The sequence below is a fragment of the Candidatus Goldiibacteriota bacterium HGW-Goldbacteria-1 genome (assembly GCA_002839855.1).
In the GTDB taxonomy this organism is placed as follows: domain Bacteria; phylum Oederibacteriota; class PGYV01; order PGYV01; family PGYV01; genus PGYV01.
Genome location: PGYV01000009.1, coordinates 47,311 through 74,186, shown reverse-complemented (window position 1 = coordinate 74,186; position 26,876 = coordinate 47,311). Strand labels below are relative to the sequence as shown.

Here is a 26,876-nt window from a genome sequence, read left to right as displayed (position 1 = left end):
GGCGCATACTGAAAAAACACACCCAACCCCTGCAGGTGTTAATCAAATTTTCGAATTTCGAATCTCAATGTTTATCGTTGCTTCCGTCCCTCGGCCTTACCGGGGTTTGTTGTATGCAGTGGCAGGCGCGTCCCTTTAGCCCGCGGTTGGAGCGAACCTGTGAAGCGGAAATCCCCGGGCTTGCGTGAGTTTACGAGCGCAAGTGTTAGGGGGCAGTTGATTTAGATTTTACCAAGCTTCTAAGCCTCTAACCATCCAAGCATCTATTTTAAAAAACCTTGAATTTCTTGACCTTTTTTATAAACAAATCCCAGTGGTCCTGAAAGTCCCAGTATGTGCCGCCAAAAAACGTGGTGCCTTCTTTGATGGCGGTGCGGAAGTCTTCAATTGTTTTTCCCTTAAACAAAGTATAGGCATCGCCCACGCCTTCAAAAGAATGGCTGTCAGACCCGCCGGTTACGGGAAGTTTCCAGAATTCCTTATTGATTTTAGCTGCTTTGCCGTCGGTTATCTTGCCTGCTATGGCGGGGTTTAAAAGTTCCACAGCGTCAAAATATACAAGCGGGTCCTTATGGTCTATTACCGTTTTAAATGCCTGTTCTCCCACAGATGTGGTAAGCCAGCTTAAAGGATGCGGGACAACCACTATTCCGCCCTGTTCGTGAATTGATTTTATAGTGTCAATTAAAGATGTGTATCTTCTTATCCTTTTTTTCATAAAAAGCCCTATAAGGTGGCCTTTTAAAGTGCTTACTTCTTCTCCCACAATTACCTGAACCCTGTATTTTTTTTTAAGGGCGTATTCCTGCGCGGCTATTCCGCCTTTTATCTGGTCGTGGTCAGTAACCCCTATAATAGATAGGTCGGTGTGATGTTCCACATAGTCCACAACCTCTTCAGGCGTGTTCACAGCGTCGCTGGCGGTTGTATGCAGGTGGGTATCCGCTTTACTGTATCCGATAAGGTGTTCCTGTTTTATGAATTCCATATGCCTGTCCACCGCGTAGCCGTGTGGAGGGTGCTGTGTAAAAAATGAATTTTTCTTTTTTGACATTGAAGCTCCTTATGATTAAAATAGGTTTTTTTTATTTCCAAAACCTGCGGAACATATACCACTGTTCCGGATGTGCTGATATAAGTTTTTCCGCGTGATTCATTATTTTTTGTGTTATTACCTGCAGGTCTGTATCGGTATTACCGGTAACATTATACTCTATAATTTCTCCGGGATTTCCGTAAAACTTTTCATTTTCCCTTATGACGCAGCCAAGCATTAATGCTGCGCCTGTTTTTAAAGCAAGCCTTGCGGCAAAAGATGCCACATGTGTTTTTCTTCCAAAAAATTCCACTTCCACAGCGCCTTTTTCCAAAGGCGTAACAGGCCTGTCCACAAGCACGTTTAAAATGCCGTTATTTTCCAGGCAGCGGTAGGCGTCTTTAAGGTTTTTATTTGGAAGCACAATATGTATGCCGTATTTTCCGCGGGTTTCCTGTATAAATTTTGAATATCCGCCGCCAAGGTCATCGGCAACCGCCCAGACATTATCGTAGTGGGAAGAAATTGTAAGCCCCGCAATATCCCAGTTTGAAAAATGAAGGGTGCACATTATGACGCCCTTGCCTTTTTTAAGGGATTCATCCAGTTTTTCTGTTCCGCGGATTTCAGGAACAGCCCCTTTTTTTACCATTTTATTAAGGTATAAAAATTCCACGTTAAACATGGCGTAATTTTTAAGGTTATCGTTTATGGTGTTTTTAAGTTCGGCATCAGAAGGGGAACGGCCAAGTTTTTTTAACAGTACGGTTTTATAATTATCCTCAACATTTTTATACTTTTCAGCCCAGAAAAAAAATATTACTTTTGTTATGTAATACGCGGCCGCGTACAGCGCCCTGATGGGGATAAGGGTTATTAAAGCCGTAAAAATCACGATAATGTAGTACATTAAACCGCCTCTGTTTTGTCTGTAAGCTTCTTATTCCAGACAGTTTTATAAAATTCCAGGTTTTTTTTGGCTATTTCCGGCCAGGCGTGGCGTTTGGCTTTTATCCTGCCGCGCGCGCCAAGTTCAAGCATAATGGGCTTTTTTGTTATAAGAATTTCCAGTTTCTGCGACAGGTCATGCACGTCGCGCGGCTGCGCAAGAAAACCGTCGTCCATATTTGATACAACGTCGTTATATCCGCTTATGTTAAAAGCAACAACAGGCACTCCCGCGGACATGGCTTCCAGCAAAACAATGCCGAAACTTTCGCCAAAAAGCGCGGGCGAGCAGTATATCTGCGCGGTCCTGTAATATTTTGGAAGGTCATCCGTGGAAACAAAACCTTCAAAAAAGATGTCTTTTATTGCGTGTTTTTTTATGTATTTCTGAAGCTGCGGCATTAAAGGGCCGCGTCCCACAACAATAAGCCTTATGTGTGAATGCGTTTTTTTAAGTTTTTCATAGGCTTTTATAAGATACACAAGCCCTTTTCTTTTTTCTATTCTGCCCGTGAAAAGTATGTTTAACATCCCGTCGTTGAATTTTTCTATTTTATCCCCTATGGGGGAAAAGCGCGACGTTGAAACGCCGTTTGGTATTATTTCAACTTCAGTACCGTCAAAATACCTGGAAATGCTGCTTTTTGCGGAAGGGGATACCGCTATTTTTCCGTGAAGTTTTTTCCATAAAGGCGAAATAAAAAGTTTTCCGGCCCTGTAGTAAATGTTTGAAGTAAAGTTGGCGTGAAAAGTGGCTATGTTTAGCGCTTTGGAATATTTTATAACTTCATGCGACAGAAAGGGGACAAAGGGTTCCTGATAATGTATTATGTCAAAATTATACTCATCCAGCGCTTTTTTAATTTCTGTTTTATCACGCATCAGTATTATTCTGCCTGTGGAACCGTTTACTGTTATAGGATACCCGCGCCCTATCCTTATTACGTCTTTTTCATCTTCAGATATGCCGTTATTAAAACGCGAAGTGATTACTTTTATAAAATATCCAAGTTTTTGATACTCTTTTTTAAGGTGATAGACGTATTCCTGTACGCCGCCGTAAAGCGGGTAATAATACGGCGTCACTATGGCTATTTTTTTAAAAGTATCAGGCATATATTCTCTTTTTGTAATATTTTTAACAGCGGTTTATTATAAATAAAATAAATATTTATGTATAGGTTTTGTTTTTAATGCACCAAAAAAATCAACTGCCGCGGGCTAAAGACCCGCGTCTACCAAAGCCAAATAATCCGCGTAAGCCCGGGGATTTTAACTTCGCAGGCTCGCTCCAGCCAAGCCTCTAAGCCTCTAACCATCCAAGCGTCCAAAACTATTCCAGCCAAACCTTCTGCAGCATGCACCACTGTGACGCATCCTGTTTCAATACAGTTTCAAATTTTGATACAAGTTCTTTAGTAATTTTTTCCTCGTTTTCCGGGGTGCGGGGAAGATTTTCACTGTTTATAAGAGTGTTATCCCAGGAAAGTTCATATTTAAATAGGTCAGTTTCATTTCTTTTAAAAACAGCAAAAAGCACCGGAGCCCCCGATAAAAGCGACAGTTTCGCGGGCCCGGAAGGGATGTACGCTTTTTTGCCAAAAAATAAAGGATTAAAACCTGTTTTTTCCAAATCCCTGTCAGAGACAAGTACAAGAAGGTTTCCTGATTTTAAGACTTTTAACATGGCTTTTAAATCCGTGGATTTTATAACATTCATACCCCAGCTGCTTCTTGTTTCGGTAAACCATTTAAAAGCTCCGTCTGATAATTCTTCCACCACTGCTGTTACTTTACCCGGAAAGTACGATGCTAAAATCGCGCCGCCTAAATCCCAGTTGCCGTAGTGCATTGTGGTAATTATCATGCTTTTGCCGCTATCAAGGTATCTTTTTACGGTATCTGCCATGGGTTTAAAAGATTCGCGGTTAAAACTTTTTGAAAGTTCAGACGTATTTTTAAAAAGGTCAAAATAGTACCTTGCATAATTGTAATAATTTTTTTTAAGCGTCCTGTTGTCAGGTAATTTGCTAAGGACATGTTTTAAATTGTCTTGAAGTATTTTCTTTTTATTGCCGTCCAGTGCAAATAAAATAAGAGAGATGGCGCTGAAAAAAAAATATCCCGCTGTACGCGGGATATTTTTTAACAGCATGCCTGTAAATTTAAGCAGGCGGTACATTTATTTCTTCTTTGAAGATTTTTTTACCGCTTTTTTAGCGGATTTTTTAACAGGTGTTTGTTTGCTGTCCACAAATTTCTGAACCATTGTCTTGGCAAGGTTGTCATCGTACTGGATAGGGGGCGTCTTCATAAAGTAAGCCGAAGGCCCTTCCAGTATTCCGCCTATTTTTTTATCAAGGGCTATCTTGGCGCAGCGTACCGCGTCAATAATAACGCCGGCGCTGTTGGGTGAATCCCATACTTCCAGCTTTAATTCAAGGTTTAAAGGGACACCTCCAAAGTTTTCGCCTTCCATCCTTATGTGGCACCATTTGCGGTCTTTAAGCCATGGGATGTGGTCAGACGGCCCTACGTGAACGTCTTCTTTGCTGTCAATGTCATTCTGCATCGCGGACAGAACCGCGTTGGTTTTGGAAATCTTTTTTGAATACAGGCGTTCGCGTTCCAGCATGTTTTTAAAGTCCATGTTACCGCCAAAGTTAATCTGATAGGTGCGCAGTATTTTTACGCCCCTGTCTCCAAAAAGCTGGGTTAAAACCCTGTGCACTATCGTGGCGCCTACCTGCGATTTGATGTCATCCCCGATAATAGGAAGCCCCGCTTTTTTAAACTTTGCCGCCCATTCCGGCTTTGACGCGATAAAGACCGGGATGGCATTTACAAAAGCGCATTTTGCTTCAAGGGCGCACGAAGCGTAATACTGAACCGCTTCTTCTGACCCTACAGGCATGTAGCTTACAAACACGTCCACTTTCTTTTCCTTTAATACTTTTGCCACGTCAACCGGAATCTCGTCTGACTCTGTTACAACTTCCCTGTAATACTTGCCAAGGCCGTCCAGTGTCGGGCCCCTCATGCATTTCACGCCGGTCTTTTTCATTTTAGCGAATTCAATCGTGTTGTTAGGCAGGGCTTCCAGCGCGTCCTTTACGTCTTTTCCAACCTTATTGCTGTCCACGTCAAAAGCCGCGACAAGTTCAATGTCGCGCACCCTGTATCCCCCAAGGTTGGCGTTCATAAGTCCGGGGATAAACGTGCTGTCCTGTACGTCCTTGTAAAACTCCAGCCCCTGCATCAGGGACCAGGCGCAGTTGCCTAAACCTGCAATTGCCATTCTAATCTTTGCCATCTTTCTCCTCCTGAAATTTCTATGAATTTAAATATGTTTTGCCTGTTCGTTGACAAGCAAAAACCGCTGAATAACCGTTACTATGGATAATACTGCCATAATCCAAAGCGCCGGGACTGCCTGATTAATTAAAAGCCCAAGTAAAATAACCACCATCCGCTCCGGGCGGGTAAAGATTCCGCCGGAACAGTCTATTTTAAGTCCGCCCGCGCGCGCCCTTAAATAGCTGACAAGAAATGATGAAAACATAACCACATAACATAAAACAACCGCGGTTTTATTTGGTATCTCAAGGTTCAGGTAATAAATCAGAATAGCCAGGTAAAGGGCGCCTTCTGATATCCTGTCGGTTACGGAATCAAGAAACCCGCCGAATTTTGATTTCTGGTTTGTATATCTGGCAAGGGAGCCGTCTATCATGTCAAAAATGCTTGCGAATATGATAACAATTGCGCCTGCAACAAATTGCCCCTTATATATAAGAAAAGCGCCTGCTAAATTAATAATAAGCCCAACCCATGTTACAAAATTGGGTGTAATATGCAATTTATTTAAAAGTACAAGTAAAGGCACCATTGCGTTTTCAAAGAACTTTTTCAGGCCGTCTCTGGCTGTTTTGTATCCCATTTTTACAATTTCCCTCCAATTATATAAAACATATGATTTATAACACTTTTAAAATAGGGTGTCAAGGGGAACGGAGGCTAGGCAGCTAGGCAGCTGGGTAACTGGGTAACATGGTTTGGTATTGGTAGGCGCGGGCTTTAGCCCGGGGCAGTTGGTTTTTTTCATTTCATTTTGGTAAACATCTACACCTAAACCTAAATCAACTGCCGCACCTTAAAAGGTGCGCCTACCAGATCCAAACCGATCTTCCGGCCTTTCGCCTTTGCCCAGCTGCTTAGCCGCCCAGCCGCGCCTTTACAGCCATTCCTTTCGTCCCTCCGTGCATCTGTCCCTCGTGTTGTTACTTCCCAGCTTCCCAGCTGCCAAGCCGCCCAGCTTCCGCCCTTAAAGTTCTTGCTTTTTTCCTCTTTTGGCATATAATTTAAACCATCTTTTAATTTAATGGAGGAAAAAACATGCCACCCGGTGCTACAATTTTTGGTATAGAAACCACAGAATTCATATTTTGGGCGCTTTTTGTACTGCTTACAATAGGGGAAATACTTGTAGTTTTTGTTTTTAAACTTTCAAAAGAAAACGTGGTGCGCGACTGGGTGGAACCCGCATTTGAAGCCATTATAATAGCCATTATCATCCGCACGCTTTTTATCCAGGCTTTTCGTATCCCGTCCTCTTCCATGGAAGACAATTTATTAATAGGCGACCATATCATTGCCAATAAATTTGTTTACGGCACGTACCTGCCGTGGAAGGAAGATACTGTGCTGCGTTTTGCCGACCCTAAAAGGGGCGATGTGCTTATTTTCAGGTATCCCGAAGACCCGCGTTTTATGTTTATCAAAAGGTGCATGGGGCTGCCGGGGGATAAAATAGAGATGAAAGATAAAGTTCTTTTTATAAACGGAAAAAAACTGGATGAAAGTTTTACTTTTCATAAGGATATGAGAATTTTCCCCGGCTCTATAGCCCCGCGCGATAACTTTGGGCCTGTGACAGTCCCGCCGGACAGTTATTTTATGATGGGTGATAACAGGGACAATTCATCTGACAGCAGGTTCTGGGGCTTTTTACCCCGTAAAAATATCAGGGGCAAGGCGTGGATAGTTTACTGGCCGCCCACAAGGTGGAAGGCGATTAAACACCTTAAACTTGATAAACCGGTAAAAGCGGATGAAGCCGCGGCGCCGGCAGCTGCGGTAAAATAATCAGCCGCGTAAAAGCCTGAAAGCGGGATACTATGATAAACAATAATACCGGGCTGTATATTCACATTCCTTTCTGCGTTCAAAAATGCGGCTACTGCGACTTTTATTCCTGTGACGATAAATTTTATTATATTGACGATTATATAGAAGCGGCGATAAAAGAGTTAAAATATTATAAGAACAAATATGAAATTGAATTTTCAACCCTTTTCATCGGCGGCGGGACACCCACTGTCCTTACTGAAAAACAGCTGGACTCTCTTTTCACGGGAATATATTCACTTTATCCAAAAAAGAACTTTAAGGAAATAACCATAGAGGCAAACCCGGAAACAATAACCGACAAAACCGCGAAGGTGCTTGCGGCAAACGTAAACAGGGTAAGCATGGGCGCGCAGAGTTTTGATGATAATATCCTGAAAACTCTTGGCCGCGTGCATAACGCAGAAAAGATAAAAGAAGCTTTTACCTTACTGCGGGAAAATAATATCACTAATATCAACCTTGATCTTATGTACGGTATTCCCGGGCAGAATGTATCAATGGTTATATCCGATATTGAAGAGGCGTCATCCATAGGCGCGGAGCATATTTCTTTTTATATGTTCACGCCGTATCCCGAAACGCCCACAGGAAAATTGATTGAAAGCGGCGCGTTAAAACTGCCGTCTGACGATGACATAACCGATATGTTCATAACAGGCGCGGGTTTTCTGGAAGGTAATGATTACAGGCAGTATGAAATTGCCAATTTCTGCAAAGACGGCAAAGAGTGTCTTCATAATCTGAATTACTGGGATTCCGGAAAATATATAGGCATCGGCACTGCCGCAGCTTCTTATTTTGACGGGTTAAGGTATGTAAATGTAAAAAACATAGAAGAGTACATAAAGCGGTTAAAAAAGAATGAAGACCCCGCAGAGACAAGCGAAAAAATAACGCCTGACATGGAACTTAAAGAATTTATAATGCTTAAATTAAGGACAGTGGCGGGGATAAATAAAACGGATTTTAAGGAAAGATTTGGTTATGATTTTGACGGGCGGTTTGGTAAAATCATTGAAAGGCCCCTTAAAGGCGGGCTTTTGACAGATAACCCGGAAGTTATAGCGCTTACAAGAAAAGGCATGATGGTTTCTAACACGGTAATTGCTTTATTTTTTTAAGTAAACATTAGATTTTGTAGGGACAGCTGCTTGAATGCGGGCGTTGCCATGGCATTCACGCTGTCCGCGTAGTTGAATTTACAAAAGAACAAGAACCGGACAGCGCGGGAGCGCTGTCCCTACGAGAGCAAGTACAGAACAAATAGTGGTTTGATAAAAAAAAGGGGTTTAACAGTGGATGAAAAAGAAGCGGTGCTTTTAAAATGTAAAAGCGTCAAAAAAGCTTCCAGAGAACTTGTAAAATTCAGCACAGCTGACAAAAACCGCGCGCTTTCACTTATCGCTGAAGGGCTGGATAAAAATCGCGCTGCTATTAAAGAGCAGAATAATATTGATTTGGCCAACGGCAAAACAAAAGGGCTGTCAGAAGCGTTTCTTGACAGGCTTGCTTTAAACGATAAAAGAATAGATGAAATGATAAAGGCATTAAAAGACGTAATACAATTACCAGACCCTGTCGGCGAAATAACGCACACTGAAATAAGGCCCAACGGTTTAAAGATACAAAAAATAAGAATGCCCCTTGGCGTAATAGGGATTATTTTTGAATCCCGCCCCAATGTCTGCGTGGAAGCGGCGTCTTTAACTTTAAAATCCGGAAACGCGGTTATTCTAAAAGGCGGTTCTGACGCTATTAATTCAAACATCTGCCTTACCGGAATAATTAAAGAAGGTATTAAAAATGCCGGCCTTCCTGAAGGCGCTGTTGAAGTCATAGAATCCACAAGCAGGGAAGCTGCCGCCCACCTTGTAAAGATGAAAGAGTACGTGGATGTCATAATCCCCCGCGGCGGTTACGGGCTTATTAAATTTATAGAAGAAAACTCCCTTATCCCCGTTATAAGGCACGACGCGGGCATATGCCATACGTATGTGGACTCATCAACTGACATGGACATGGCGGTAAAGGTTTGTTTTAACGCCAAGGTGCAAAGGCCAAGCACATGCAACGCAATGGAAACATTGCTTGTTAATTCAAAGATAGCGGATAAGTTTCTGCCTGTAATGGCTGCGGAATATGCAAAGGTAAAAGTAGAACTTCGAGGCGATGACAGGACAAGAACCATACTTAAAAATATAAAAGAAGCCACAGAGCAGGACTGGATAACCGAATATAATGATTTAATACTTTCTATTAAAATAGTGGACAACCTTGATGAAGCAATAGAGCACATCAACACATACAGCTCTCACCATTCCGACGCGATAATAACGCAGGATAAAACAGCTTCATCACGTTTTTTAAATGAAGTGGATTCAGCCGCGGTTTATGTAAACGCTTCCACAAGGTTCACGGACGGCAACGAATTTGGCCTTGGCGCGGAAATGGGCATTTCCAACCAGAAACTGCACGTCAGGGGGCCTTTGGCGCTTTTGGGGCTTACGTCTGAAAAATACATAATTACGGGCAGCGGGCAGATACGTGGATAAAGCAAAAAAGGTGGGGATTTTCGGCGGTACGTTTAACCCCCCTCACGTCGGGCATTACCTGCTGGCAAAGGATGTAAAAAAACAATTCGGGCTGGACAAAATATTTTTTGTGCCTTCATACCTTCCGCCGCACAAGGACCACGCGGGAATAATAGATTCCGGGCACAGGGAAAAAATGACGCAGCTTTTAATATCCGGCGACCCGGATTTTATCCTGTCGGAATATGAAATTAAAAAGCAGGGGATATCTTATTCAATCAATACCATAAAATATTTTATGACGGAATTTCCGGGCAAGGAATTTTATTTTATCACAGGGTCAGACGCGTTTTATTTTATTGAAACATGGAAAGATTATAAAGAACTTCTTAAGCTTATAAAATTCATAATATTTGAACGCACGGATTTTTCCAGGGAAAAAGTCATAAAAAAACACCCCGAAGCCGCGGATATGTTTTGGGCAAACCCGCACTTAATTGACCTGTCAGCGTCAGAATTAAGGACGCGCATAAAGTACGGCAATAATATCCGCGAAGAAGTGGGCGCTGCGGTGTGGGAATACATCAATAAAAATCAGCTGTACAAATAGAAACAGGCAGTTTTAATAATAAGCGGAGGCAGGATGAAAAGGATTATATTTATCATATCGCTTATCCTTACGGCAATCGCGTTTTGTTACGCGGCAGAACAGCCGGAGCCGGTATTGGAACATATTATATTTAAAGATTACCCTGCCATGGGCGGGGCAATAATTGAAAACCCGTTAAAAACAACTTTAATTCTTGGCGGTATTGCGGGGGCAACCGCGCTGCTTATAAATAATGATTTATGGTTAAGTAATGGGATAAGCAAATATCACGACAAAACAAAAGACACAATATTTGATATAGCCAACTATGCAGGGGATGGAATGGTTGTAATGGCAGGCGCGGCGGTGTTTTACGCGCTGGACAGCCCGCGTGAAAAAGAATTCGGCGCCAAACTGCTTGAAGGGCTTGCCTTATCCGGGCTTACCGGATACGTTGTAAAAACAGTTACAGGAAGGCAAAGGCCTTCGCAGACAGATAATCAGTTCAGCTTTTGGCACGTGTCATTTTCGGACATGTCATTTCCGTCGGGGCACACGTCCACCGCTTTTATGTGGGCGACAATGATACCGGAACATTACAACCGCTGGCTGTATTTTATCACTTACCCCGCCGCCATCACAGTGGCTGCGGCGCGCGTCTATAAAGATAAGCACTGGGTGTCTGATGTGTTTGCAGGCGCCGCGCTTGGCATATTTTCCGCTTTTGTGGTGGATGAACTGCACGACAGGCTGAAGGCGGAACTATCCGTTGAAAGCGGGTATGGAATGGATTATATGACTGTTAAGTACCGTTTTTAAAAAAGTATAAGGATAAAAGATGAAAAAAAAGTTTGTGCTCCTTACAGCATTCATATTATTACTTTCATCTTTTTCTTTCGCGGAGAGTAAAAAAGAAGATGAACTTGTAACCCTTACAAATGTGCCGTCCACGCTTGTCTATCCAAGTTTCTGGCACACCCCGTTTGGGGTGCACCGCGGCACGGCTTTCTGGCTTAAAGTTTTTCTGGGCAACAAAACATATTTTTCAGACCCGCAGGATGTGGCGACCACAAAGATGCTTTCAGATTACGGCGGAATAAACCCCGGCAAGGACGACTGGCAGCTTACGGCATTTGGTGTTAATTCAGGGCGCGGGGAAATAATTTATAATGTATCAATGAGCGGTCTTGCCGTGTATGGAAACGTGGGCACGGGCGACGGCGAATTCAACAGGCCTACGGGCATTTCGTGTAATGAATACGGCGACGTTTATGTGGCCGATACCGGCAATAACAGGATAGTAAGGCTGTTTTATAAAGATGGAAAACTTAGGTTTATAAGAAATATAGGAAAAGGGGGAAGCGGCGACGGGGAATTCAACAGGCCGTTATATGTAAAGCTTGATTCCGGCGGAAAACTGTATGTGTCGGATAACGGCAATAACAGAATACAGGTTTTTTCCAAGTCCGGCGGATATTTATATTCAATTGACCAGACAAAAGGCATTTCCAACCCGCGCGGCATCTGCGTTATTGACGACGGACAGCGATATCTGGGATACAAACAGAATTATATGTATGTGATAGACGGAAATTTTAACAGGCTGCAGAAATTTGATTTAAACGGGAATATTGTCCGCGGCGTAAGGGTGGACGAAAAGCTGGGAAGAAAAGTGGTTTTAACCACCCTTGATTATGATTATTACGGCAATATTTACCTTGTGGATTATTTTAATTCCCAGATACATAAATTCTCGCCTGACCTTGCGTATATTACCTCTTACGGCTCCTACGGCACGGATGACTATAAATTTGAAAAACCAACCGGAATTTCCATATACAGGCATTATGGGCAGGTAATAGTATCAGATAAAGAATCGGCGCAGTATTTCTGGATAGGAAGCGATGTGACAAATTTCCGCGTGGGCAGGATACAGGCGGTGCCGCCGGTGAACGCCATGCAGTTTGATTTTTTCCTGACGGAAAAGAGTTTTGTGACAATGGAAATAGAACTGGATAAGGACAAGAAAGTCACTGTATGCAAAAACATACAACTGGAACAGGGCGAAAATTCAATTTCATGGGAAATACCGCTGGAATATGTGCCGTTATTTCTGCCGGGAATGACCTATAACACCAATATAAGGGTCATGGCCACATACTCCTCCTACCCGCATATAGAAAAGGTAGAAAAAGCGTCGTTTATATATTAACCTTGCGGTTTTGTTATTTGATTTAATATATAAATGTAGTGGAAATTTAACGTTTGTTTAAGGGAGATATTTTGTATCTGAACGGGAGAATAAAAAACACTATGGATAATAATCTGTTTATTAAAAAATTATACTTAATTTTTGAAAAATTGGGTTATAAGCAAAATCGAAATAAGTTTATTAAATATTTACCCTCTGGTGTGATTGTTTTTTTTCTAAATGTATCAAAAAAAGATGGTTCTGCAAGTATAAAGATAGGAATTAATTGTTTAAAAGACATTAAGAGAACTGCTATCGGCGTTAAAAAATTTGATATTTGGTTTCAAATAGGGGAGGATGTTGGTAAATATTTCGAATACAGGGAATTAATTAATGAGTTAATTTTAAAATACGATAATAATAATTTTATTTTAATTAAAGAATGTATAAAAAATACAAATACAAATATAATTAAATTTATTGAAAATAGAAAAATATTGAAGAATGCTATTGAAGAAGGTTCTTTTGATGGTGTCAATATATCTAAGCGTTTGATGATACGCCTGCAAATTAACAACAAGAAAAATCCTTTTGTTGGTTTTAATGAATTTGTCAGTATCTGTTTAAAAGAAATGAATGTGTTTTTAAAAAATAATTCTTACAGTTACTTATATAAGCAAAAAAAATACTTTAATTTTGAGATATATTTTACCAACAATCAATCGAGAATATTAAAAATTGAGTTTGACGAAGAAAGTAAGAGGCTGGGTATGATAATAATCAAATCGAAGCTTGGAAAATTTCCGGTTGGTTCAAGTGATAATAATAAATGGCTTAGTTGGAATGTATACCAGGAATATAAAAAGAATTATGATTTTTTAAGAACTGGAAGAATGTTTCGTTTAAGAAAAAAACAGCTTGTTTCATGGTTAAACAAATTAATAACTTCTATTATAAATGATTTTGTATTTTTTAATAAAGAGGATACATCTGTATGGATGGATATAGGAAGGAAAATGATGAAGAACAGAGAGAATAATAGCATTAAATTTTTATTTTAATTAATTATTTATGATGTTGTTATATAAAGATAATGGAGTTCTGATGTCGGTGCCGGGGAATGAAAAGAATAGAGGGTTAAGCAATAAGCAGATAAGCAGAAGCGGGTAAAAGAATCAGCTCGGCAGTTAAAGAGAGTGGTTTGGTACACGCGGGTCTTCAGCCCACGGAAGTGAATTTAAATGTAAGATTTGGTAGCCGCGTCCTTTTAGGGCGCGTGGTTTTAGATTTATGCAATGCCCTGTGGGAGGGTTTGGTAAAAAATCACGCTTTAAATCATAATAACTTGACACTATACAATTTAAATTGTATACTTTGAAAGGAGTTAACATGAATCTGTTTTCTTATGACATGACCGAAGCGGTTTTAGAAGCGGTACAGGAAATAAAAGAAGAAGGGCTTAAAAAGAAGATTAAAGTATATATTGAGCTGCTTGAATTGCGCGGTTTTAATCTTCCTTCGCAATATATGGACAAGGTGGAAGGATACAAGGGCTTATTTGAATTAAGGCCGCATTTTCACAATATTGAATTCAGGATGTTGTTTTATTGGAAAGGCAAGTCTGCGCAGATAATACATACTTTTTATGAACGCGGAAACAAAAAGACAAACCAAAGAGAGTATGAAACGGCAGAAAAAATAAGAATAGCAAGAGAAGGGAGAAAATGATATGAAACTTACAAAAAAACAGGTTACAACCGCAAAGAAAGAAAATGTTAAGAATTTTTTTGATAATATTAATGTTTCGCAGAGCGAATTTAAAGATGAATTGGCTTTGTGTGATTTTTTATCAAGCGTTGAAAAAGAACTTGATAAAAAACATATGACCAAATACGCTCTGGCAAAAAAGGCGGGTTTAAAACCACAGGTGGTATCGCGGGTTTTTGACAATGGGGAAAACGCGGAAGTTGCCACGCTCTCAAAAATAGCCCATGGCGTTAATAAACGCCTTGTTCTAAAATTGATATAAAATACGCCGGTTTTTATAATACAAACAAATACAGTTTCATAATTTGATAAGCAAAATCGGGTAAAAGAAGCAGCTCGTGAGAGTGGTTTGGTAGACGCGGGTCTTTAGCCCGCGCGTTTTTTTAATAATTTTTAAAGCAACTGCCGCGCCTTAAAAGGCGCGCCTACCAGTACTTAAATCCAAAACAAACTACCGCGGGCTGAAGACCCGCGTCTACCAAGGCTGAACATAAGAATAAGGCGCAATACATGCCGTGTAGTTAGATGAAAAGGCATTATTTATCTATTAAATAATCCCAAAATAGGCATTTAATCATTATTTATGGGATATGGCTTATTATCTATGGGCTTATGTATGGGCTTTATCTATTTATTGACTTTCCGTCGCATAATCTGTATAATTGTTCAAAGCAATTTTTGCTTTTTTTTGACTTTGTATTTATGTTAATTGCTGTAAATACAGGGAAAAATTTTATTCCAGAACAGTTTGGAGGGATTATTTTACATGGCTGAGATTTCAATAAAGGAAAATGAAAGCTTAGACGACGCAATGAAGCGCTTTAAGAAAAAAGTGCAGGACGCCGGTATTCTTCAGGAAATGAAGAAAAGGGAGTATTACGAACCGCCGTCAGTAAGAAAGAAACAGAAAATGTGGGCTGCCAGCAAAAAACGCAAGAAAAAAAGGCCCATAAAGAAATGAGCTTAAACGAAAAACTGTCAGAAGATTTAAAAGCGTCCATGAAAGCGAAAGACGAAACTAAAACTGCCGTAATAAGGCAGATAAAGACCGCTGTCATGAACGCAGAGATAAAGTTAAAAAAAGAGATGACGGATGACGATATCGTCTCCGTCATCTTTTCTTTATCCAAAGCCCACAACGAATCCATTGAAAGCTTCACAAAAGGCAACAGGCCGGAACTGGCGGAAAAAGAAAAACAGGAACTTGAAATCATAATGGGATACCTTCCCAAGCAGCTTACCGATGATGAATTAAGGGAAATTGTCAAAGAGACAATTACCGCGGTAAACGCGCAGTCAGCCAAGGAAATGGGAAAAGTAATGGGCGCCGTAATGCCAAAGGTAAAAGGCAGGGCAGACGGCACTAAAATAGGTGTTATTGTCAAAGAGTTTCTTAAATAAATTGAAGTTAAGAAAAATTAAAGCCGGTTTTTATCTTCAGAATTCTGTAAGCGCAGCCAAAGCGCTTCTTGGAAAATATCTGGTGCGCAGACAGGGAGCGGTTATTATGGCCGCGAAAATAGTTGAAACCGAAGCGTACAGGGGGAAAAAAGATCCCGGAAGCCACGCGTTTAAAAAAAGAACGCCAAGAAACGAAGTTATGTTTGGTCCACCGGGGCGGGCTTACGTTTACTTCTGTTACGGAAATCACCACCTTTTTAACATAGTCACGGAGCCTGAAGGTATTGCGGCAGCTGTCCTTATCAGGGCGGTAGAACCTGTAAGCGGAATAAAAGAAATGAAGAAGAACAGAAATGCCGAAGGCATAAATCTTACCAACGGGCCGGCAAAGTTTACGCAGGCAATGGCAATAGGAAAAGAACAGAATAAAGCGGATTTGATGAAAAATGAAATATATGTATGCGACGGGCCAAAAGAAAAGTTCAGCGTTGCAGCCAAAAGCAGAATAGGCATAAAGACCGGGCTGAATTTAAAGTGGAGATTTTACATAAAGGGAAACAGTTACGTTTCAAAACCATGACGCGGAGGGACCTATGAAACTTACCGAAATATATAAAGCAGCTGTGGAAACAGGGATAAACAATGACCCACGCGGCGCTGCAGCTGTAAATGCGATATTAAAAGAAACTTCAAAAAAATATTCCGGCTTAAGCCCTGACCGTAAAAAATACTATGATACGCAAAAACTGTATAACCCTTACGCCGATTCCAGGATACTTCACGACGCGGGCAACAATATAAAGACCGTGCTTGTGGGAATAGATATGGAAGTTCCCGAACTGCTTTTAATGGACAGGCTTAATGAAAAAGGGATGAAGATAGACGCGGTTATCGCCCACCACCCCGAAGGGTGCGCCATGGTGAACTTTTATGAGGTAATGTCCATGCAGGCGGATATCTTTAACAGTTTCGGGGTAAACATAGCCGCCTCTGAAGCGCTGCTTGATAAAAGAAAAAAAGAAGTGGGAGAGCGCGTAAGCGCCGGCAACCATTACAGGGTACAGGACGCGGCAAAGCTCCTGAATATATCCATGATGAACATGCACACGCCGGCTGATAATAGCGTTGTAAAGTACCTGCAGAAAAGGTTTGATTCCGAAAAACCAAAAAAAGTATCCGATATTATAGACATGCTGATGGAAGAACCTGAATATAAGGAATACGCGAAAAGGGGCAACGGCCCGGAAATACTTGTAGGCAATAAGGACCGCTCTGTTAAGAAAGTAATGGTGGATATGACAGGCGGCACGGAAGGCCCCAAGGAAATTTATGAAAAAATAGCGGCCGCGGGCGTGGACACAATAGTGGGCATGCATTTTTCGGCTGACCACAAGAAAGAACTTGAAAAAGCAAATTTGAACGTTGTCATAGCCGGGCATATTTCTTCTGACGTGGTTGGAATGAACATTGTGCTGGATGCTATAGAAAAGAAATGCGGAAAGCTTAATGTGGTGGACAGCTCCGGTTTTATAAGGTTTAAACGTAAGTGAAAATAGTAATAGACGCGGACGCGCAGCCCTGCAGGAAAGAAATCATAAAACTTGCCAAAGCGCGCGGAATAAAAGCGGTGTCGGTAATGAGCTTTGCGCACCACACGGAAAAAGAAGACGGCGAAGAGATTATAAATGTTGAAAGCGAGCCTCAGGCGGCGGACATAAAAATAATGAACATAGCGCAGCCGGGCGACATAGCCATAACGCAGGACAGCCCGCTGGCATACGTGCTGCAGGGCAAAGGCGTAATTACGATAAACAGCCGCGGGTTTCTGCTTGACGCGGACACGGCGCGCGGCGCCATGGAAGCCGCGTCAAAAGCAAAAAAGTCGCGCAGAAAGAAAACAGGAAAAATAAGAATTAAAGGGCCGCATGCTTTTACGGATGAGGATAAAAACAGGCTTTTAACCGCTGTAGAAAAGGCAATAACGGGTTCACACATATGATACCGCCCGAAAAGATAGAGGACATAAAAAGCGCAAGCGACATAGTTGAAGTGCTTTCCGAATATCTGGAACTTAAGAAATCCGGGAGCAATTTTAAGGCAAGGTGCCCTTTTCACGGCGAAAAGACCGCGTCGTTTATGGTCAGCCCTGACAAGCAGATATATCACTGCTTTGGCTGCGGCGCCGGCGGAAACGTATTTACGTTCATTCAAAAACAGGAGAACCTGAACTTTGTGGAAGCGGTAAGGCTTCTTGCAAGGCGCTCCGGCATACAGATTGAAGAACAGCAGTACACGGGCGGAAAGTTTGATGAGCGTGAAAAAATAATAGCCATCAATAAAGCAGCTTTGGATTATTTCAGGGAAAACCTGGAAAAAAATCCTGCCGCCAAAGAATATATCAAGGCGCGCGGTATTTCACAGGAAACTGTGGATGAATTTATGCTTGGCTACGCGCCCCCGGGTTCGGGATTATTCGGCCTGTTAAAATCAAAAGGGTATTCAGAAGAACTTATATACAAAGCCTGGATTTGCAAGAAAGGCGACACAGGCGGCGGATATGACGTATTCAGAAACAGGATAATATTTCCCATTCTGAATGTCTACAACGACCCTGTGGCGTTTGGCGCAAGGGTGCTTGATGATTCGCTGCCAAAATACATTAATTCCGCCGAGACACCGGCGTATTCAAAAGGAAAGAACTTATATAATTTAAATAACGCAAGAAAACACGCGGCAGGTTCCGTGAACATTACCGAAGGGTATATGGACGCGATTGCAATGTACACTGCCGGGTTTAAAAATACAGCCGCGTCTTTAGGCACGGCTTTAACGCCCGACCAGGCCAGGCTTTTAAAAAGATACACTCAGAAAGCGTACCTTATCTATGATATGGATGAAGCCGGCAAAGCCGGAGCAGTGCGCGGAGGCGACAATCTTTTTGAAGCGGGAATAGACGCGGGTGTGGTAAGTTTTGAAGGTGCAAAGGACCCTGATGAGTTCATCAAAAAGTTCGGAGCTGAAGAATTCAAAAAACGAATTGATTCAGCCGTTCCGTTTTTTGATTTCAGGGTACAGCGCCTGATAGAAGCGGGTGATATAAAAAATCCTTATTATAAGGAAACGGCAGCAAGGGAGATTGCCTCCCTAATCGCGAAAGCCGACAGCCCCGTTATCAGGCGGGAGTGCGTAAAGCGCGCTTCTTTGCTTTTTGACATTCCGGAAGGTATAATTGATAGATATGTTTCCGGAAAAGAAAAACAGGAACCGGAAATAATTAAGGCGCCGGAAGAAAAAAAACCGGCGGGAATGAAAGAGAAAGGAAGAGAATCAGCGGAGCGGCTGTTGACCGTTTACGCGCTTTGCGCCTTTGAGCGCGACGATCGTGATGTCCTTTTAAGGCATCTGACAAACAAGCGCGAACTGTTAGGCATCGCACACGATGATTTTTTAAACGCTCTTTATTCCGCGGTATTAAAAAAGACGGAAGAGCTTTATGCTTTGGGTGAAAAAAACGTGATGTCGCGCCTGCAGATTGATTTCGGGCAGGACAATGACGCCATTGCTTTTATCTCTGAAGCGTTAAGCCGCGATACCGCAAAGTCGGCCACAGAAGACATTAAGAATATGATGGACGACTGTTTAGCCAGGATTCTTGGCGACAAGGTAACGGTAAAGTTGGCCGAACTGCAGGCAAAGATAAAGCAGGCAGAGCTGGAAAAAGATTTTGATAGGGTAACGCAGTATATAAAGGAAAAGCAGGAAATTCAGAACATACTAAGCCAAAGAGGTGAACATCTTGAGTAAGAATTTAAAGAATATGCCGGCAGTACAGGAACTGATAAAAAAAGGAAAAGAAAAAGGTTTCTTAACTTATGAAGAGTTAAACGATTCGCTTCCCAATGATTTTACGTCTGTTGAAGACATTGATAACATGCTTAATATCATGGAAGAGTTTGACATAGAAATAAAGGAAGACGGCAAGCAGCCGGTTAACGCGGAAAAACCTGCGGAAAAAGCGGAAGATGTGGACTATCTTGAAGCTGACACGGACGGTTTTTCGGCTGACCCCGTGCAGATGTACCTTCACGAGATGGGAAAGGTGCCGCTTTTAGAGCGCCGTGAGGACGAAGTCAGGATAGCAAAGAAAATAGAGACAGCGGAAATAAACGTAAAGAATATTATATTTGACACAAAGATAGGGTATGACGAAATAAAGAAGCTTGACGATGACCTTCATTCAGGCACGATAAAAATAGTTGATATAATCAAGACAAAGCTTGAAGGGGAAATCCCGCCGTCGGTGGAAAGCAGGCTTATAGACCGTTTCAGCAAGTATATTAAAAGCGCGGATAAAAAAGAAAAAGAAGCGGCAAAAGTAAAAGCAGCGCTTCAAAAGAAGGGGTTAACCCCGGCCAGAAAAGAAAAACTTGAAAAAGTACGCGACAGGCATATCCGTAAAAAACTTGATGATCTGCACATGCTTAAGCTTAATAACGAGCAGATTAACCTTATTGCCAAAAAGATAATGGGTATTGTGGGAAAAATAAACAAGGATGAACGCGACCTGCTTGTATATGAAAAGAAGTACGGCAAGACAGCGGAAGAATTTGTTTCGCTTGGCAGGGGCGGAAAACAGCTTAATGAATTTTTAAAAAAGAAAAGAATGAACAAGGCAAGGTTCACGGATGTTTTAAAAGAAGTAAAGGATATAAAAAACAGCATTAAACGGGAAGAAGATTTTGTAGGGATGAAAAAGGAAGATTTAAAGTCCATTGCCTACAAGATAAAAAAGAATATGCTTGAAGCGCGCATAACAAGAAAAGAACTTGTTGTGGCCAATTTAAGGCTTGTTGTATCCATCGCAAAAAAGTATATCAATAAAGGGCTGTCTTTCCTTGATCTTATTCAGGAAGGAAATATTGGGCTAATGCGCGCTGTAGAGCGGTTTGAATACAAGCGCGGCTATAAGTTCTCCACTTACGCCACATGGTGGATAAGGCAGGCAATTACAAGGGCTATCGCGGATCAGGCGCGCACAATCCGCATACCAGTGCACATGATAGAGACCATAAATAAACTAAATAAAGTGGCGCGCCAGTTTGTGCAGCAGTATGGCCGCGAACCAAAGCCGGAAGAAATAGCAAAAAAAATGGGTATGTCCGCGGAAAAAGTGCGTTCTGTGCTTAAAATATCACAGCACCCTATTTCGCTTGAAACACCCATAGGCGAGGAAAAAGATTCTCACCTTGGCGATTTCATTGAAGATAAAGACGCAATATCGCCGGCAGCAGCGGCGGTTAACGTACTGTTAAAAGAACAGATTGAAAAAGTGCTGCATACATTAAAGGAAAGGGAAGCGGAAGTCCTGCGCCTGCGTTTTGGAATAGGCGACGGAGTGCCGCACACCCTTGAAGAAGTGGGAAAAATATTCAAGGTTACGCGCGAACGCGTAAGGCAGATAGAGGCAAAAGCGTTAAGAAAATTAAGGCACCCTGCAAGGGCAAAAAACTTAAAAGGGTTCATGGACTAAAAAAAATAGCGTATTAAACATATAAGCAGTTAAGCAATTAAGATAAGCAAAGAAAAATATGAAAAGCAGCAGTGTTCTCGCTATAGCTTAAATGCTTAATTCGTTAAAGCGCTATTTTTTAAACGGAGCATAATGGAAAAAAACCGTAAAATCAGGATAGGCGTGATTAAAGCAGACGGAATCGGAGACGCAGTACTTGCGTCTCCGTTTTTTTTCGGTTTAAGGCAGCACTATAAACACGCGCACATTACCGCTTTTTTAAGCCCCGCGGGCAAAGAAGCGCTTGAAGGGCTTGGGTTGTTTGATAAAATAGAGGTAATAAATCCATTATGGCTGTCATATGAAAAGAAATCACTGTTTGAAAGGTGGGGTTCTGCTTTATCTGTTTTAAAACATGTAAACAAACACCATTTTGACACGCTTATTTCGCTTAGGTGGCAGGACAGGTTAAGCTCCTTAATACTGTCATTTTCAAATGCCCGCGATAAATACGGGTATGATGTAAACGGGGCGGGTTTTGGCATTAACAGAAAAATGGCATCTCCCAAAAGAAACATTCATGAAACTGAAAAACATATTTTATTTTTGCAGCGTATTACCGGAAAAAAATACCCGGTAAAACTTGGTTTTGCGCTGTCAAAACAGAGCGAAGAAAATATCACAAGGCTTTTAAAAAAAGGCGAAGTGGAAAAATTCGCCGTATTGCACCCGGTTTCCGGCCATTCTTCAAAGGACTGGGGGATTGATAATTACAGAAACCTTGCGGCCATGCTTGCAAAAAAAATCAACGTGGTGGTGGTGGGCAATAAAACAGACGGCGATATAATGTCAATTAAAGGCAAAAATATAGTCAACCTTTCGGGAATAATAACAGTAAGGGAGATGGGTTCGCTTATAAAGCGCGCGCAGATAGTGATAGGCAATGACTCCGCGGCTGTGCATATTGCATCCGCTTTTAACGTGAAATCACTTACCGTTTTTTCCGGCGCGGCGGATTATAAAGAGTGGGGTGCTTTGGGTAAAAATTCATACATAGTCACAAAAGACGTGCCGTGCGCTAAGTGCCAGCAGGCAGAATGCGACAGGGGAAAGATATGCCTTGAAATTCCCCCGGAATTCATCCATTCTATTGCGGACAGGATATTAAAAAACAAACAGAAACACAATATAATACAGTATGTAAAAGAGGACGAACTGTTTTAGGCAGCAGGAAAATGACATGAGAGGCAATCATGAAAAAAATTACAAAAATTCAAAAAGACCTGTATGACGGCAAAGACAAAGAATACAGGCCTATATATGAAGATAAAAAGTTTTTTATTGAATATATGAAATCCCACGTTGCTGACGCGCGTGATAACAGGATGCTGGGCGTAAGTTTTAAAGCCGCCCGTAATATTAAAGAACTTGAAAAACTTGAATTAAAGCCGGGTATGAAAGTTTTGGACGCGGGGTGCGGCCCCGGAGTCCTTATTAATCAGCTGGAAGCAATGTACAAAATAAAAGGGTATGGCTGTGACCTGTCCAAACTTGCGCTTCAGCGCGCCAAAGAAGCGGGTTCAAAAAAAATAACTTACAAAAATTCCGTGCTTGAAAAAATGCCTTTTGATAAAAACTATTTTGATGCCGTTGTTTCTTTTGATGTACTGGAACATGTGGAAAGCAAGGAAAAGGTTTTATCAGAAATGGTTAGGGTATTAAAACCCGGAGGAAAACTTTTAATTTATGCAATTTCCAAAAGGGATATATTCACATGGCACTGGTTCCTGCGTTTAATTACCTTTGGAAAACTTGGACAGGATACCGAAGGCGGCCATTTCAGGGAGCAGTTTGCCGAGCCATACAAAACAGCACATGCCGTATATAAACTTGGCTGCCCTGATGTTAAAATAGGGTTTCTTCACTCTTTTTTTACGTTGCTTGCGGATGAGTTATTGTTTAAAATGGTGAGGAATAAAATGAAAGGTAATAATGTTAAAAAAACGCCTGTGGATACAGCGGGCGGAAAAAAGAAGGCGGTATACCGTTTTTTTTACATACTGCGGCCGGTAATGGAATTTCTGGAGCTGCCGTGGAAACTTTTCGGGTTAAGCAACGGTTTTTTTGTTGGTGCGCGTAAAAAGCGGTAATTTTTTAGAAAATTTAAATGACAAGCGGAGGGCTTTTTGGAAGACAAAAAAAAGCAGTGGGAAGAGACGCAGTTAAAATGGGATGATAAGGATTTTCTAAAATATAAAGCCAATGCCCTTATGAAAAAAAGGTGGGTAAGGCTTAATAAAAAAATATGCCGTATTATTGCTGATGAAGTTGTGGAACAGAACGGATATATCACAATGCTGGATATCGGGGCGGGCAGGGGAGAGTTTTTTGGGGAAGTAAAGGATATTGTTAAAAGGTATGTGGGTATAGAACCTTCTGAAGCTATGCTTGAATTTGACATAAATGAAGAAGAATACCAGCTTAAAAGGGGTACAGGGGAAGAAATAACATATAAAGATGAATTTGACGCGGTTCTTATAAAAGAGGTGCTTGACCACTGTTATGAGCCGCAGACAGTGATAAAAAACGCTTATACCGCGCTTAATACAGGCGGCTCCCTTATAGTCACTTTAACCAATAAAAATTCTTATTATAAGGCATTATTTAAGAAAAAGGCAAAGCAGCTGGAAGAAGAACACAAAGACCACCTGTTTAACTTCAGCCCGGATGAAACGGCTGAACTTTTTAAAAACGCCGGTTTTCAGTCTGTTAAAATAATAAACACCAATTATTTAAGGCTGCCGTATGGCCTTGAAGACGCGCTTGGCAAAATGCCGCAGGGTTTTGTGTTTGGGCTTCTTAACCTGACAGATGCTGTAGGTTCGCTTTTGCTAAATAAAAAAGGCGGAAGTTTCATAGTGACGGGAAAGAAATGAAAACCAACAGGGATTTTATTATATGCGCATAGGGATAGACGCCAGAATAATGTACAGGCGGGGAGTGGGCCGCTATATTGCAAACCTGTTCAGCCATCTGCTTGCCGAAGACAGGGAAAATCATTATTTTATTTACCTTGACCGTAATACCGTGCTGGCCGACCTTATCACCGCAAAAAACTGCGTCATCCGCAGATTAAACACAACTAACGCATTTATGTATGAACAGTTTCACCTGCCTCTTGCCGCGGCAAAAGATAAAATAGACGTTCTGCACGGCACGGACAACACAATCCCATATATGATGCCGCTGTTTCGTGGCAAAAAAGTGGTGACCATTCACGATACAATGTTCATAAGGCCCATAACAAAAGCCATTTTAAAACCCAGTTTAAAACAGAGGCTGGTGGATATTTACAATAAGATTTCAATACCCATATCCGGAAAGACGGCGGATAAGGTGATAACCGTATCTGAGTATTCAAAAAACGACATAATAAAGCACGCGGGTGTTAAAGCAGAAAAGATTGCGGTAATAAAAGAAGGCGTTGATAAAAAATATAAAATAGTAAATGACAAAAACAGAAGCGAAAAAGTAAAAGCAAAATATAAAATTACCAAGCCTTATGTAATGATAAGCGCTGCCGCGGATTTAAGAAAAAATACCGAACGCGCGCTTCACGCTTTTAACCTTTTTAATAACATATGCGAGTATAAATACCAGCTGGTTATCACGTCCATAGGGAAAAAAGAACTTCAGACCACAAATATAGAAAAAGTAATAAAGGAAAAGAATCTTGAAAAATATGTAATCATAACTGAATATGTCGGGGATGATGACATGGTAATGCTGTATAATAACGCTTTATTTTTCTTTTTTCCGTCGATGTGGGAAGGGTTTGGCCTGCAGGTGCTTGAAGCTTTCGCGTGCGGCCTGCCTGTAATTACATCCGACAACACCTCTTTAAAAGAGGTGGCGGGGGATGCGGCCATGTTCATTGACCCTTTTTCCGCCGAAGACATGGTAAGGGCAATGACAGAACTGGAAAAAAGCGAGGCAAAAAGAAAAGCGTTAACGGAACTTGGACTTGAAAGGGTAAAAACTTTTTCCTGGAAAGAAACAGCACAGGAGACATTAAAAATATACCTATCAGCGGTGAAAAATGAAACTGAACATTAACGCAAACAGCGGGCTGTATCTTGTGCTTTTATTTCTGGCAGGGACGGCTTTAAGGGTAATCGGCATTTCAGGCCAAAGCATAGGGCCGGATGAATTTATAACCGCGCGTTTCGCGGCAGATTCAAATTTAATTACGGTTTTCTGGAACAGTTTCGCGTCACAGCCGCATCCGCCTCTGTTTTACATGATGCAGCATATTACCTGTAATATTTTCGGGTACTCGGAAACATCATTAAGGCTGCTGCCGCTTTTATTTTCAATTGCCTCAATGCTTGTGTTTTACCGCCTTGTGCGCGCGTTTTTCAGCGAGACAATAAGCCTTACAGCTTTCTTTCTGTTTGCTTTAAACCCGTACCTTGTTTATTACTCGCAGGAAGCCGCGGTTTTCAGTATGTTTTTATTTGTTTCCCTTCTTCTGACATATTATTTTCTGATGTCGGTAAAGTACAACAGTTTTCTGCTGAAACCTTTTGTCTTATGGTCGGTAGTGGGAATATATACCCACAGCCTTACCGCTGTGCTTCTTATTATTTTTAACCTGCTTATTTTCATAAAATACAGGGATGAAATCAGGATAAACCTGTGGATAAAGGCGCAGGTGATAATACTTATCCTTATTCTGCCGGCATTGCCTTTTCTTTTAAAGGGTGTTTCAGGGGTGGTTTTAAAGGCAAATACCCTGCTGGCGCCGTTTATAGCGCTTAAGGATTATCTGTTTGGCTTTACGGCTGATTTTAATTTTATTTCCGGAATAGGTTTTGCGGGAGTCCTTTACCTTATTATAATGGCGGTTTTCACATACAGGCATAAGAACATGAAAATTATTTCGGTTATCTCCTGGGTTACTCTTCTTTATTTTGTCATACCGTGGCTGGCAGCTGCTTTTGGCAGGTTCATATATCCGGAAAGCGGGCTTATCCTTTTATGCGCGCTTGTACTTGTGCTTTTAGCAATAGGCATATCTTATTTATCAAGAGAAGGCATTATACTGGCGCTGTCGGTGATGTTCATATTTTATGGCGTGGCTTTTTATAATTATTACGGAAATGAAAAATACAGGAAGATTGATTATAAAAAACAGTATTCTGAATTTGTTAAAGACGCAAAAGAAGGCGCGTTTGTCGTTCACAGCAGCATAAATTCCTATTCTGCCTTTGAATTTTATAACAGGGTTAAACACAGAAGTAATTTTGAAAACAGGTACATAGGCAAAGTAACTGAAACAAAGAAAAAAGGGTTAAGATATAACATAAGGGTAAAATGGGAAAAGTTCAGGGACGAAATTCTGGTAAAAAAGTTTAAACTTGAAATACGCGGCGGGGAAGACAAAAACCTTATAACAGAAAATGAACTTGCCGGTATTATCAGAAATTACAGGGAAGTGTGGTTTGTAAATGATGACAGTATCGGAATCAAACAGCCGTGGCTGCCCGCAGGCAGTGTGTGGCATTCCAAAAATAAATTTGAATCACCTTTAAACGCGGAAGAAATTAAATGGGTTAAAGACCGGTTTAATATAAAAGAGACAAAAAAGTATTACGGCACTGTAATATATAAAATGGAGCGCAGATGGCAATAGCGGCAAACCTGATATTTGC

Annotated in this window: 28 protein-coding genes; 21 read left to right on the top strand and 7 right to left on the bottom strand. The window is 41.4% G+C overall.

What is annotated here, in order from left to right:
• Window positions 1-268: 268 nt before the first annotated feature.
• The 7 genes from CVV21_10590 to CVV21_10560 all read right to left on the bottom strand — a co-directional run bounded on the left by CVV21_10590 (window position 269) and on the right by CVV21_10560 (window position 6,340).
• Window positions 269-1,054, bottom strand: coding sequence for a hypothetical protein (locus CVV21_10590; GenBank protein ID PKL90981.1), 786 nt, complete (start codon window positions 1,052-1,054; stop codon window positions 269-271).
• A gap of 31 nt (window positions 1,055-1,085) precedes the next feature.
• Window positions 1,086-1,946: a hypothetical protein gene (locus CVV21_10585; GenBank protein PKL90980.1), complete on the bottom strand. Its 861-nt coding sequence runs from the start codon at window positions 1,944-1,946 to the stop codon at window positions 1,086-1,088.
• On the bottom strand, window positions 1,946-3,100 hold the full coding sequence (locus tag CVV21_10580; GenBank protein PKL90979.1) for a hypothetical protein: 1,155 nt from the start codon (window positions 3,098-3,100) through the stop codon (window positions 1,946-1,948). Before CVV21_10580 ends, CVV21_10585 begins: the two co-directional genes overlap by 1 nt.
• A gap of 217 nt (window positions 3,101-3,317) precedes the next feature.
• The gene (locus tag CVV21_10575; protein PKL90978.1) at window positions 3,318-4,166 is read right to left on the bottom strand and encodes a hypothetical protein; all 849 of its coding nucleotides are present in this window, start codon (window positions 4,164-4,166) and stop codon (window positions 3,318-3,320) included.
• Window positions 4,167-5,297, bottom strand: coding sequence for an inositol-3-phosphate synthase (locus CVV21_10570; protein ID PKL90977.1), 1,131 nt, complete (start codon window positions 5,295-5,297; stop codon window positions 4,167-4,169).
• 27 nt (window positions 5,298-5,324) lie between these two features.
• Window positions 5,325-5,924 carry a CDP-alcohol phosphatidyltransferase family protein gene (locus CVV21_10565; protein PKL90976.1) on the bottom strand — a complete coding sequence of 200 codons (600 nt, stop codon included), beginning with the start codon at window positions 5,922-5,924 and terminating at the stop codon, window positions 5,325-5,327.
• A gap of 194 nt (window positions 5,925-6,118) precedes the next feature.
• Complete coding sequence (locus CVV21_10560) at window positions 6,119-6,340, bottom strand: hypothetical protein (GenBank protein ID PKL90975.1); 222 nt, start codon at window positions 6,338-6,340, stop codon at window positions 6,119-6,121.
• Between the two features lie 39 nt (window positions 6,341-6,379).
• Between CVV21_10560 and lepB the strand changes: the two genes are divergently transcribed.
• The 21 genes from lepB to CVV21_10455 all read left to right on the top strand — a co-directional run bounded on the left by lepB (window position 6,380) and on the right by CVV21_10455 (window position 26,857).
• The gene (gene lepB / locus CVV21_10555) at window positions 6,380-7,129 is read left to right on the top strand and encodes a signal peptidase I (protein PKL90974.1); all 750 of its coding nucleotides are present in this window, start codon (window positions 6,380-6,382) and stop codon (window positions 7,127-7,129) included.
• A 32-nt stretch (window positions 7,130-7,161) separates the two neighbouring features.
• Window positions 7,162-8,295: a coproporphyrinogen III oxidase gene (locus tag CVV21_10550; GenBank protein ID PKL90973.1), complete on the top strand. Its 1,134-nt coding sequence runs from the start codon at window positions 7,162-7,164 to the stop codon at window positions 8,293-8,295.
• A gap of 174 nt (window positions 8,296-8,469) precedes the next feature.
• Complete coding sequence (locus CVV21_10545) at window positions 8,470-9,726, top strand: glutamate-5-semialdehyde dehydrogenase (protein PKL90985.1); 1,257 nt, start codon at window positions 8,470-8,472, stop codon at window positions 9,724-9,726.
• Entirely contained in the window at window positions 9,719-10,315 is a 597-nt protein-coding gene (nadD, locus tag CVV21_10540) for a nicotinate (nicotinamide) nucleotide adenylyltransferase (protein PKL90972.1), read from the top strand. Before CVV21_10545 ends, nadD begins: the two co-directional genes overlap by 8 nt.
• A gap of 33 nt (window positions 10,316-10,348) precedes the next feature.
• Window positions 10,349-11,113 carry a hypothetical protein gene (locus tag CVV21_10535; protein ID PKL90971.1) on the top strand — a complete coding sequence of 255 codons (765 nt, stop codon included), beginning with the start codon at window positions 10,349-10,351 and terminating at the stop codon, window positions 11,111-11,113.
• Between the two features lie 19 nt (window positions 11,114-11,132).
• The gene (locus CVV21_10530; GenBank protein ID PKL90970.1) at window positions 11,133-12,506 is read left to right on the top strand and encodes a hypothetical protein; all 1,374 of its coding nucleotides are present in this window, start codon (window positions 11,133-11,135) and stop codon (window positions 12,504-12,506) included.
• Window positions 12,507-12,577: 71 nt separating this feature from the next.
• Complete coding sequence (locus tag CVV21_10525) at window positions 12,578-13,546, top strand: hypothetical protein (GenBank protein ID PKL90969.1); 969 nt, start codon at window positions 12,578-12,580, stop codon at window positions 13,544-13,546.
• 328 nt (window positions 13,547-13,874) lie between these two features.
• Entirely contained in the window at window positions 13,875-14,213 is a 339-nt protein-coding gene (locus tag CVV21_10520; protein PKL90968.1) for a hypothetical protein, read from the top strand.
• Window position 14,214: 1 nt separating this feature from the next.
• Window positions 14,215-14,514: a hypothetical protein gene (locus CVV21_10515; GenBank protein PKL90967.1), complete on the top strand. Its 300-nt coding sequence runs from the start codon at window positions 14,215-14,217 to the stop codon at window positions 14,512-14,514.
• A gap of 504 nt (window positions 14,515-15,018) precedes the next feature.
• The gene (locus CVV21_10510; protein PKL90966.1) at window positions 15,019-15,213 is read left to right on the top strand and encodes a 30S ribosomal protein S21; all 195 of its coding nucleotides are present in this window, start codon (window positions 15,019-15,021) and stop codon (window positions 15,211-15,213) included.
• The gene (locus CVV21_10505; GenBank protein PKL90965.1) at window positions 15,210-15,653 is read left to right on the top strand and encodes a glutamyl-tRNA amidotransferase; all 444 of its coding nucleotides are present in this window, start codon (window positions 15,210-15,212) and stop codon (window positions 15,651-15,653) included. The genes CVV21_10510 and CVV21_10505 overlap by 4 nt, the downstream gene beginning before the upstream one ends.
• Window positions 15,654-15,669: 16 nt before the next feature.
• Entirely contained in the window at window positions 15,670-16,233 is a 564-nt protein-coding gene (locus tag CVV21_10500) for a 3-methyladenine DNA glycosylase (GenBank protein ID PKL90984.1), read from the top strand.
• A 13-nt stretch (window positions 16,234-16,246) separates the two neighbouring features.
• Entirely contained in the window at window positions 16,247-17,203 is a 957-nt protein-coding gene (locus tag CVV21_10495; protein PKL90964.1) for an NGG1p interacting factor NIF3, read from the top strand.
• Window positions 17,200-17,652, top strand: coding sequence for a YaiI/YqxD family protein (locus CVV21_10490; GenBank protein ID PKL90963.1), 453 nt, complete (start codon window positions 17,200-17,202; stop codon window positions 17,650-17,652). The genes CVV21_10495 and CVV21_10490 overlap by 4 nt, the downstream gene beginning before the upstream one ends.
• Window positions 17,649-19,457 (top strand): DNA primase, encoded by a 1,809-nt coding sequence (locus CVV21_10485; GenBank protein ID PKL90962.1) that lies wholly within the window; start codon window positions 17,649-17,651, stop codon window positions 19,455-19,457. The genes CVV21_10490 and CVV21_10485 overlap by 4 nt, the downstream gene beginning before the upstream one ends.
• A complete protein-coding gene (locus tag CVV21_10480) occupies window positions 19,450-21,183 on the top strand; it encodes an RNA polymerase sigma factor RpoD (GenBank protein PKL90961.1) in 1,734 nt (577 codons plus the stop codon). Before CVV21_10485 ends, CVV21_10480 begins: the two co-directional genes overlap by 8 nt.
• 132 nt (window positions 21,184-21,315) lie before the next feature.
• Window positions 21,316-22,386 (top strand): hypothetical protein, encoded by a 1,071-nt coding sequence (locus CVV21_10475; protein PKL90960.1) that lies wholly within the window; start codon window positions 21,316-21,318, stop codon window positions 22,384-22,386.
• 29 nt (window positions 22,387-22,415) lie between these two features.
• Window positions 22,416-23,312: a hypothetical protein gene (locus CVV21_10470; protein PKL90959.1), complete on the top strand. Its 897-nt coding sequence runs from the start codon at window positions 22,416-22,418 to the stop codon at window positions 23,310-23,312.
• A 36-nt stretch (window positions 23,313-23,348) separates the two neighbouring features.
• Window positions 23,349-24,098 carry a hypothetical protein gene (locus tag CVV21_10465; GenBank protein PKL90958.1) on the top strand — a complete coding sequence of 250 codons (750 nt, stop codon included), beginning with the start codon at window positions 23,349-23,351 and terminating at the stop codon, window positions 24,096-24,098.
• 22 nt (window positions 24,099-24,120) lie between these two features.
• Entirely contained in the window at window positions 24,121-25,278 is a 1,158-nt protein-coding gene (locus CVV21_10460) for a hypothetical protein (protein PKL90957.1), read from the top strand.
• Window positions 25,262-26,857, top strand: coding sequence for a hypothetical protein (locus CVV21_10455; protein PKL90956.1), 1,596 nt, complete (start codon window positions 25,262-25,264; stop codon window positions 26,855-26,857). The genes CVV21_10460 and CVV21_10455 overlap by 17 nt, the downstream gene beginning before the upstream one ends.
• The last annotated feature ends 19 nt before the right edge of the window (window positions 26,858-26,876 follow it).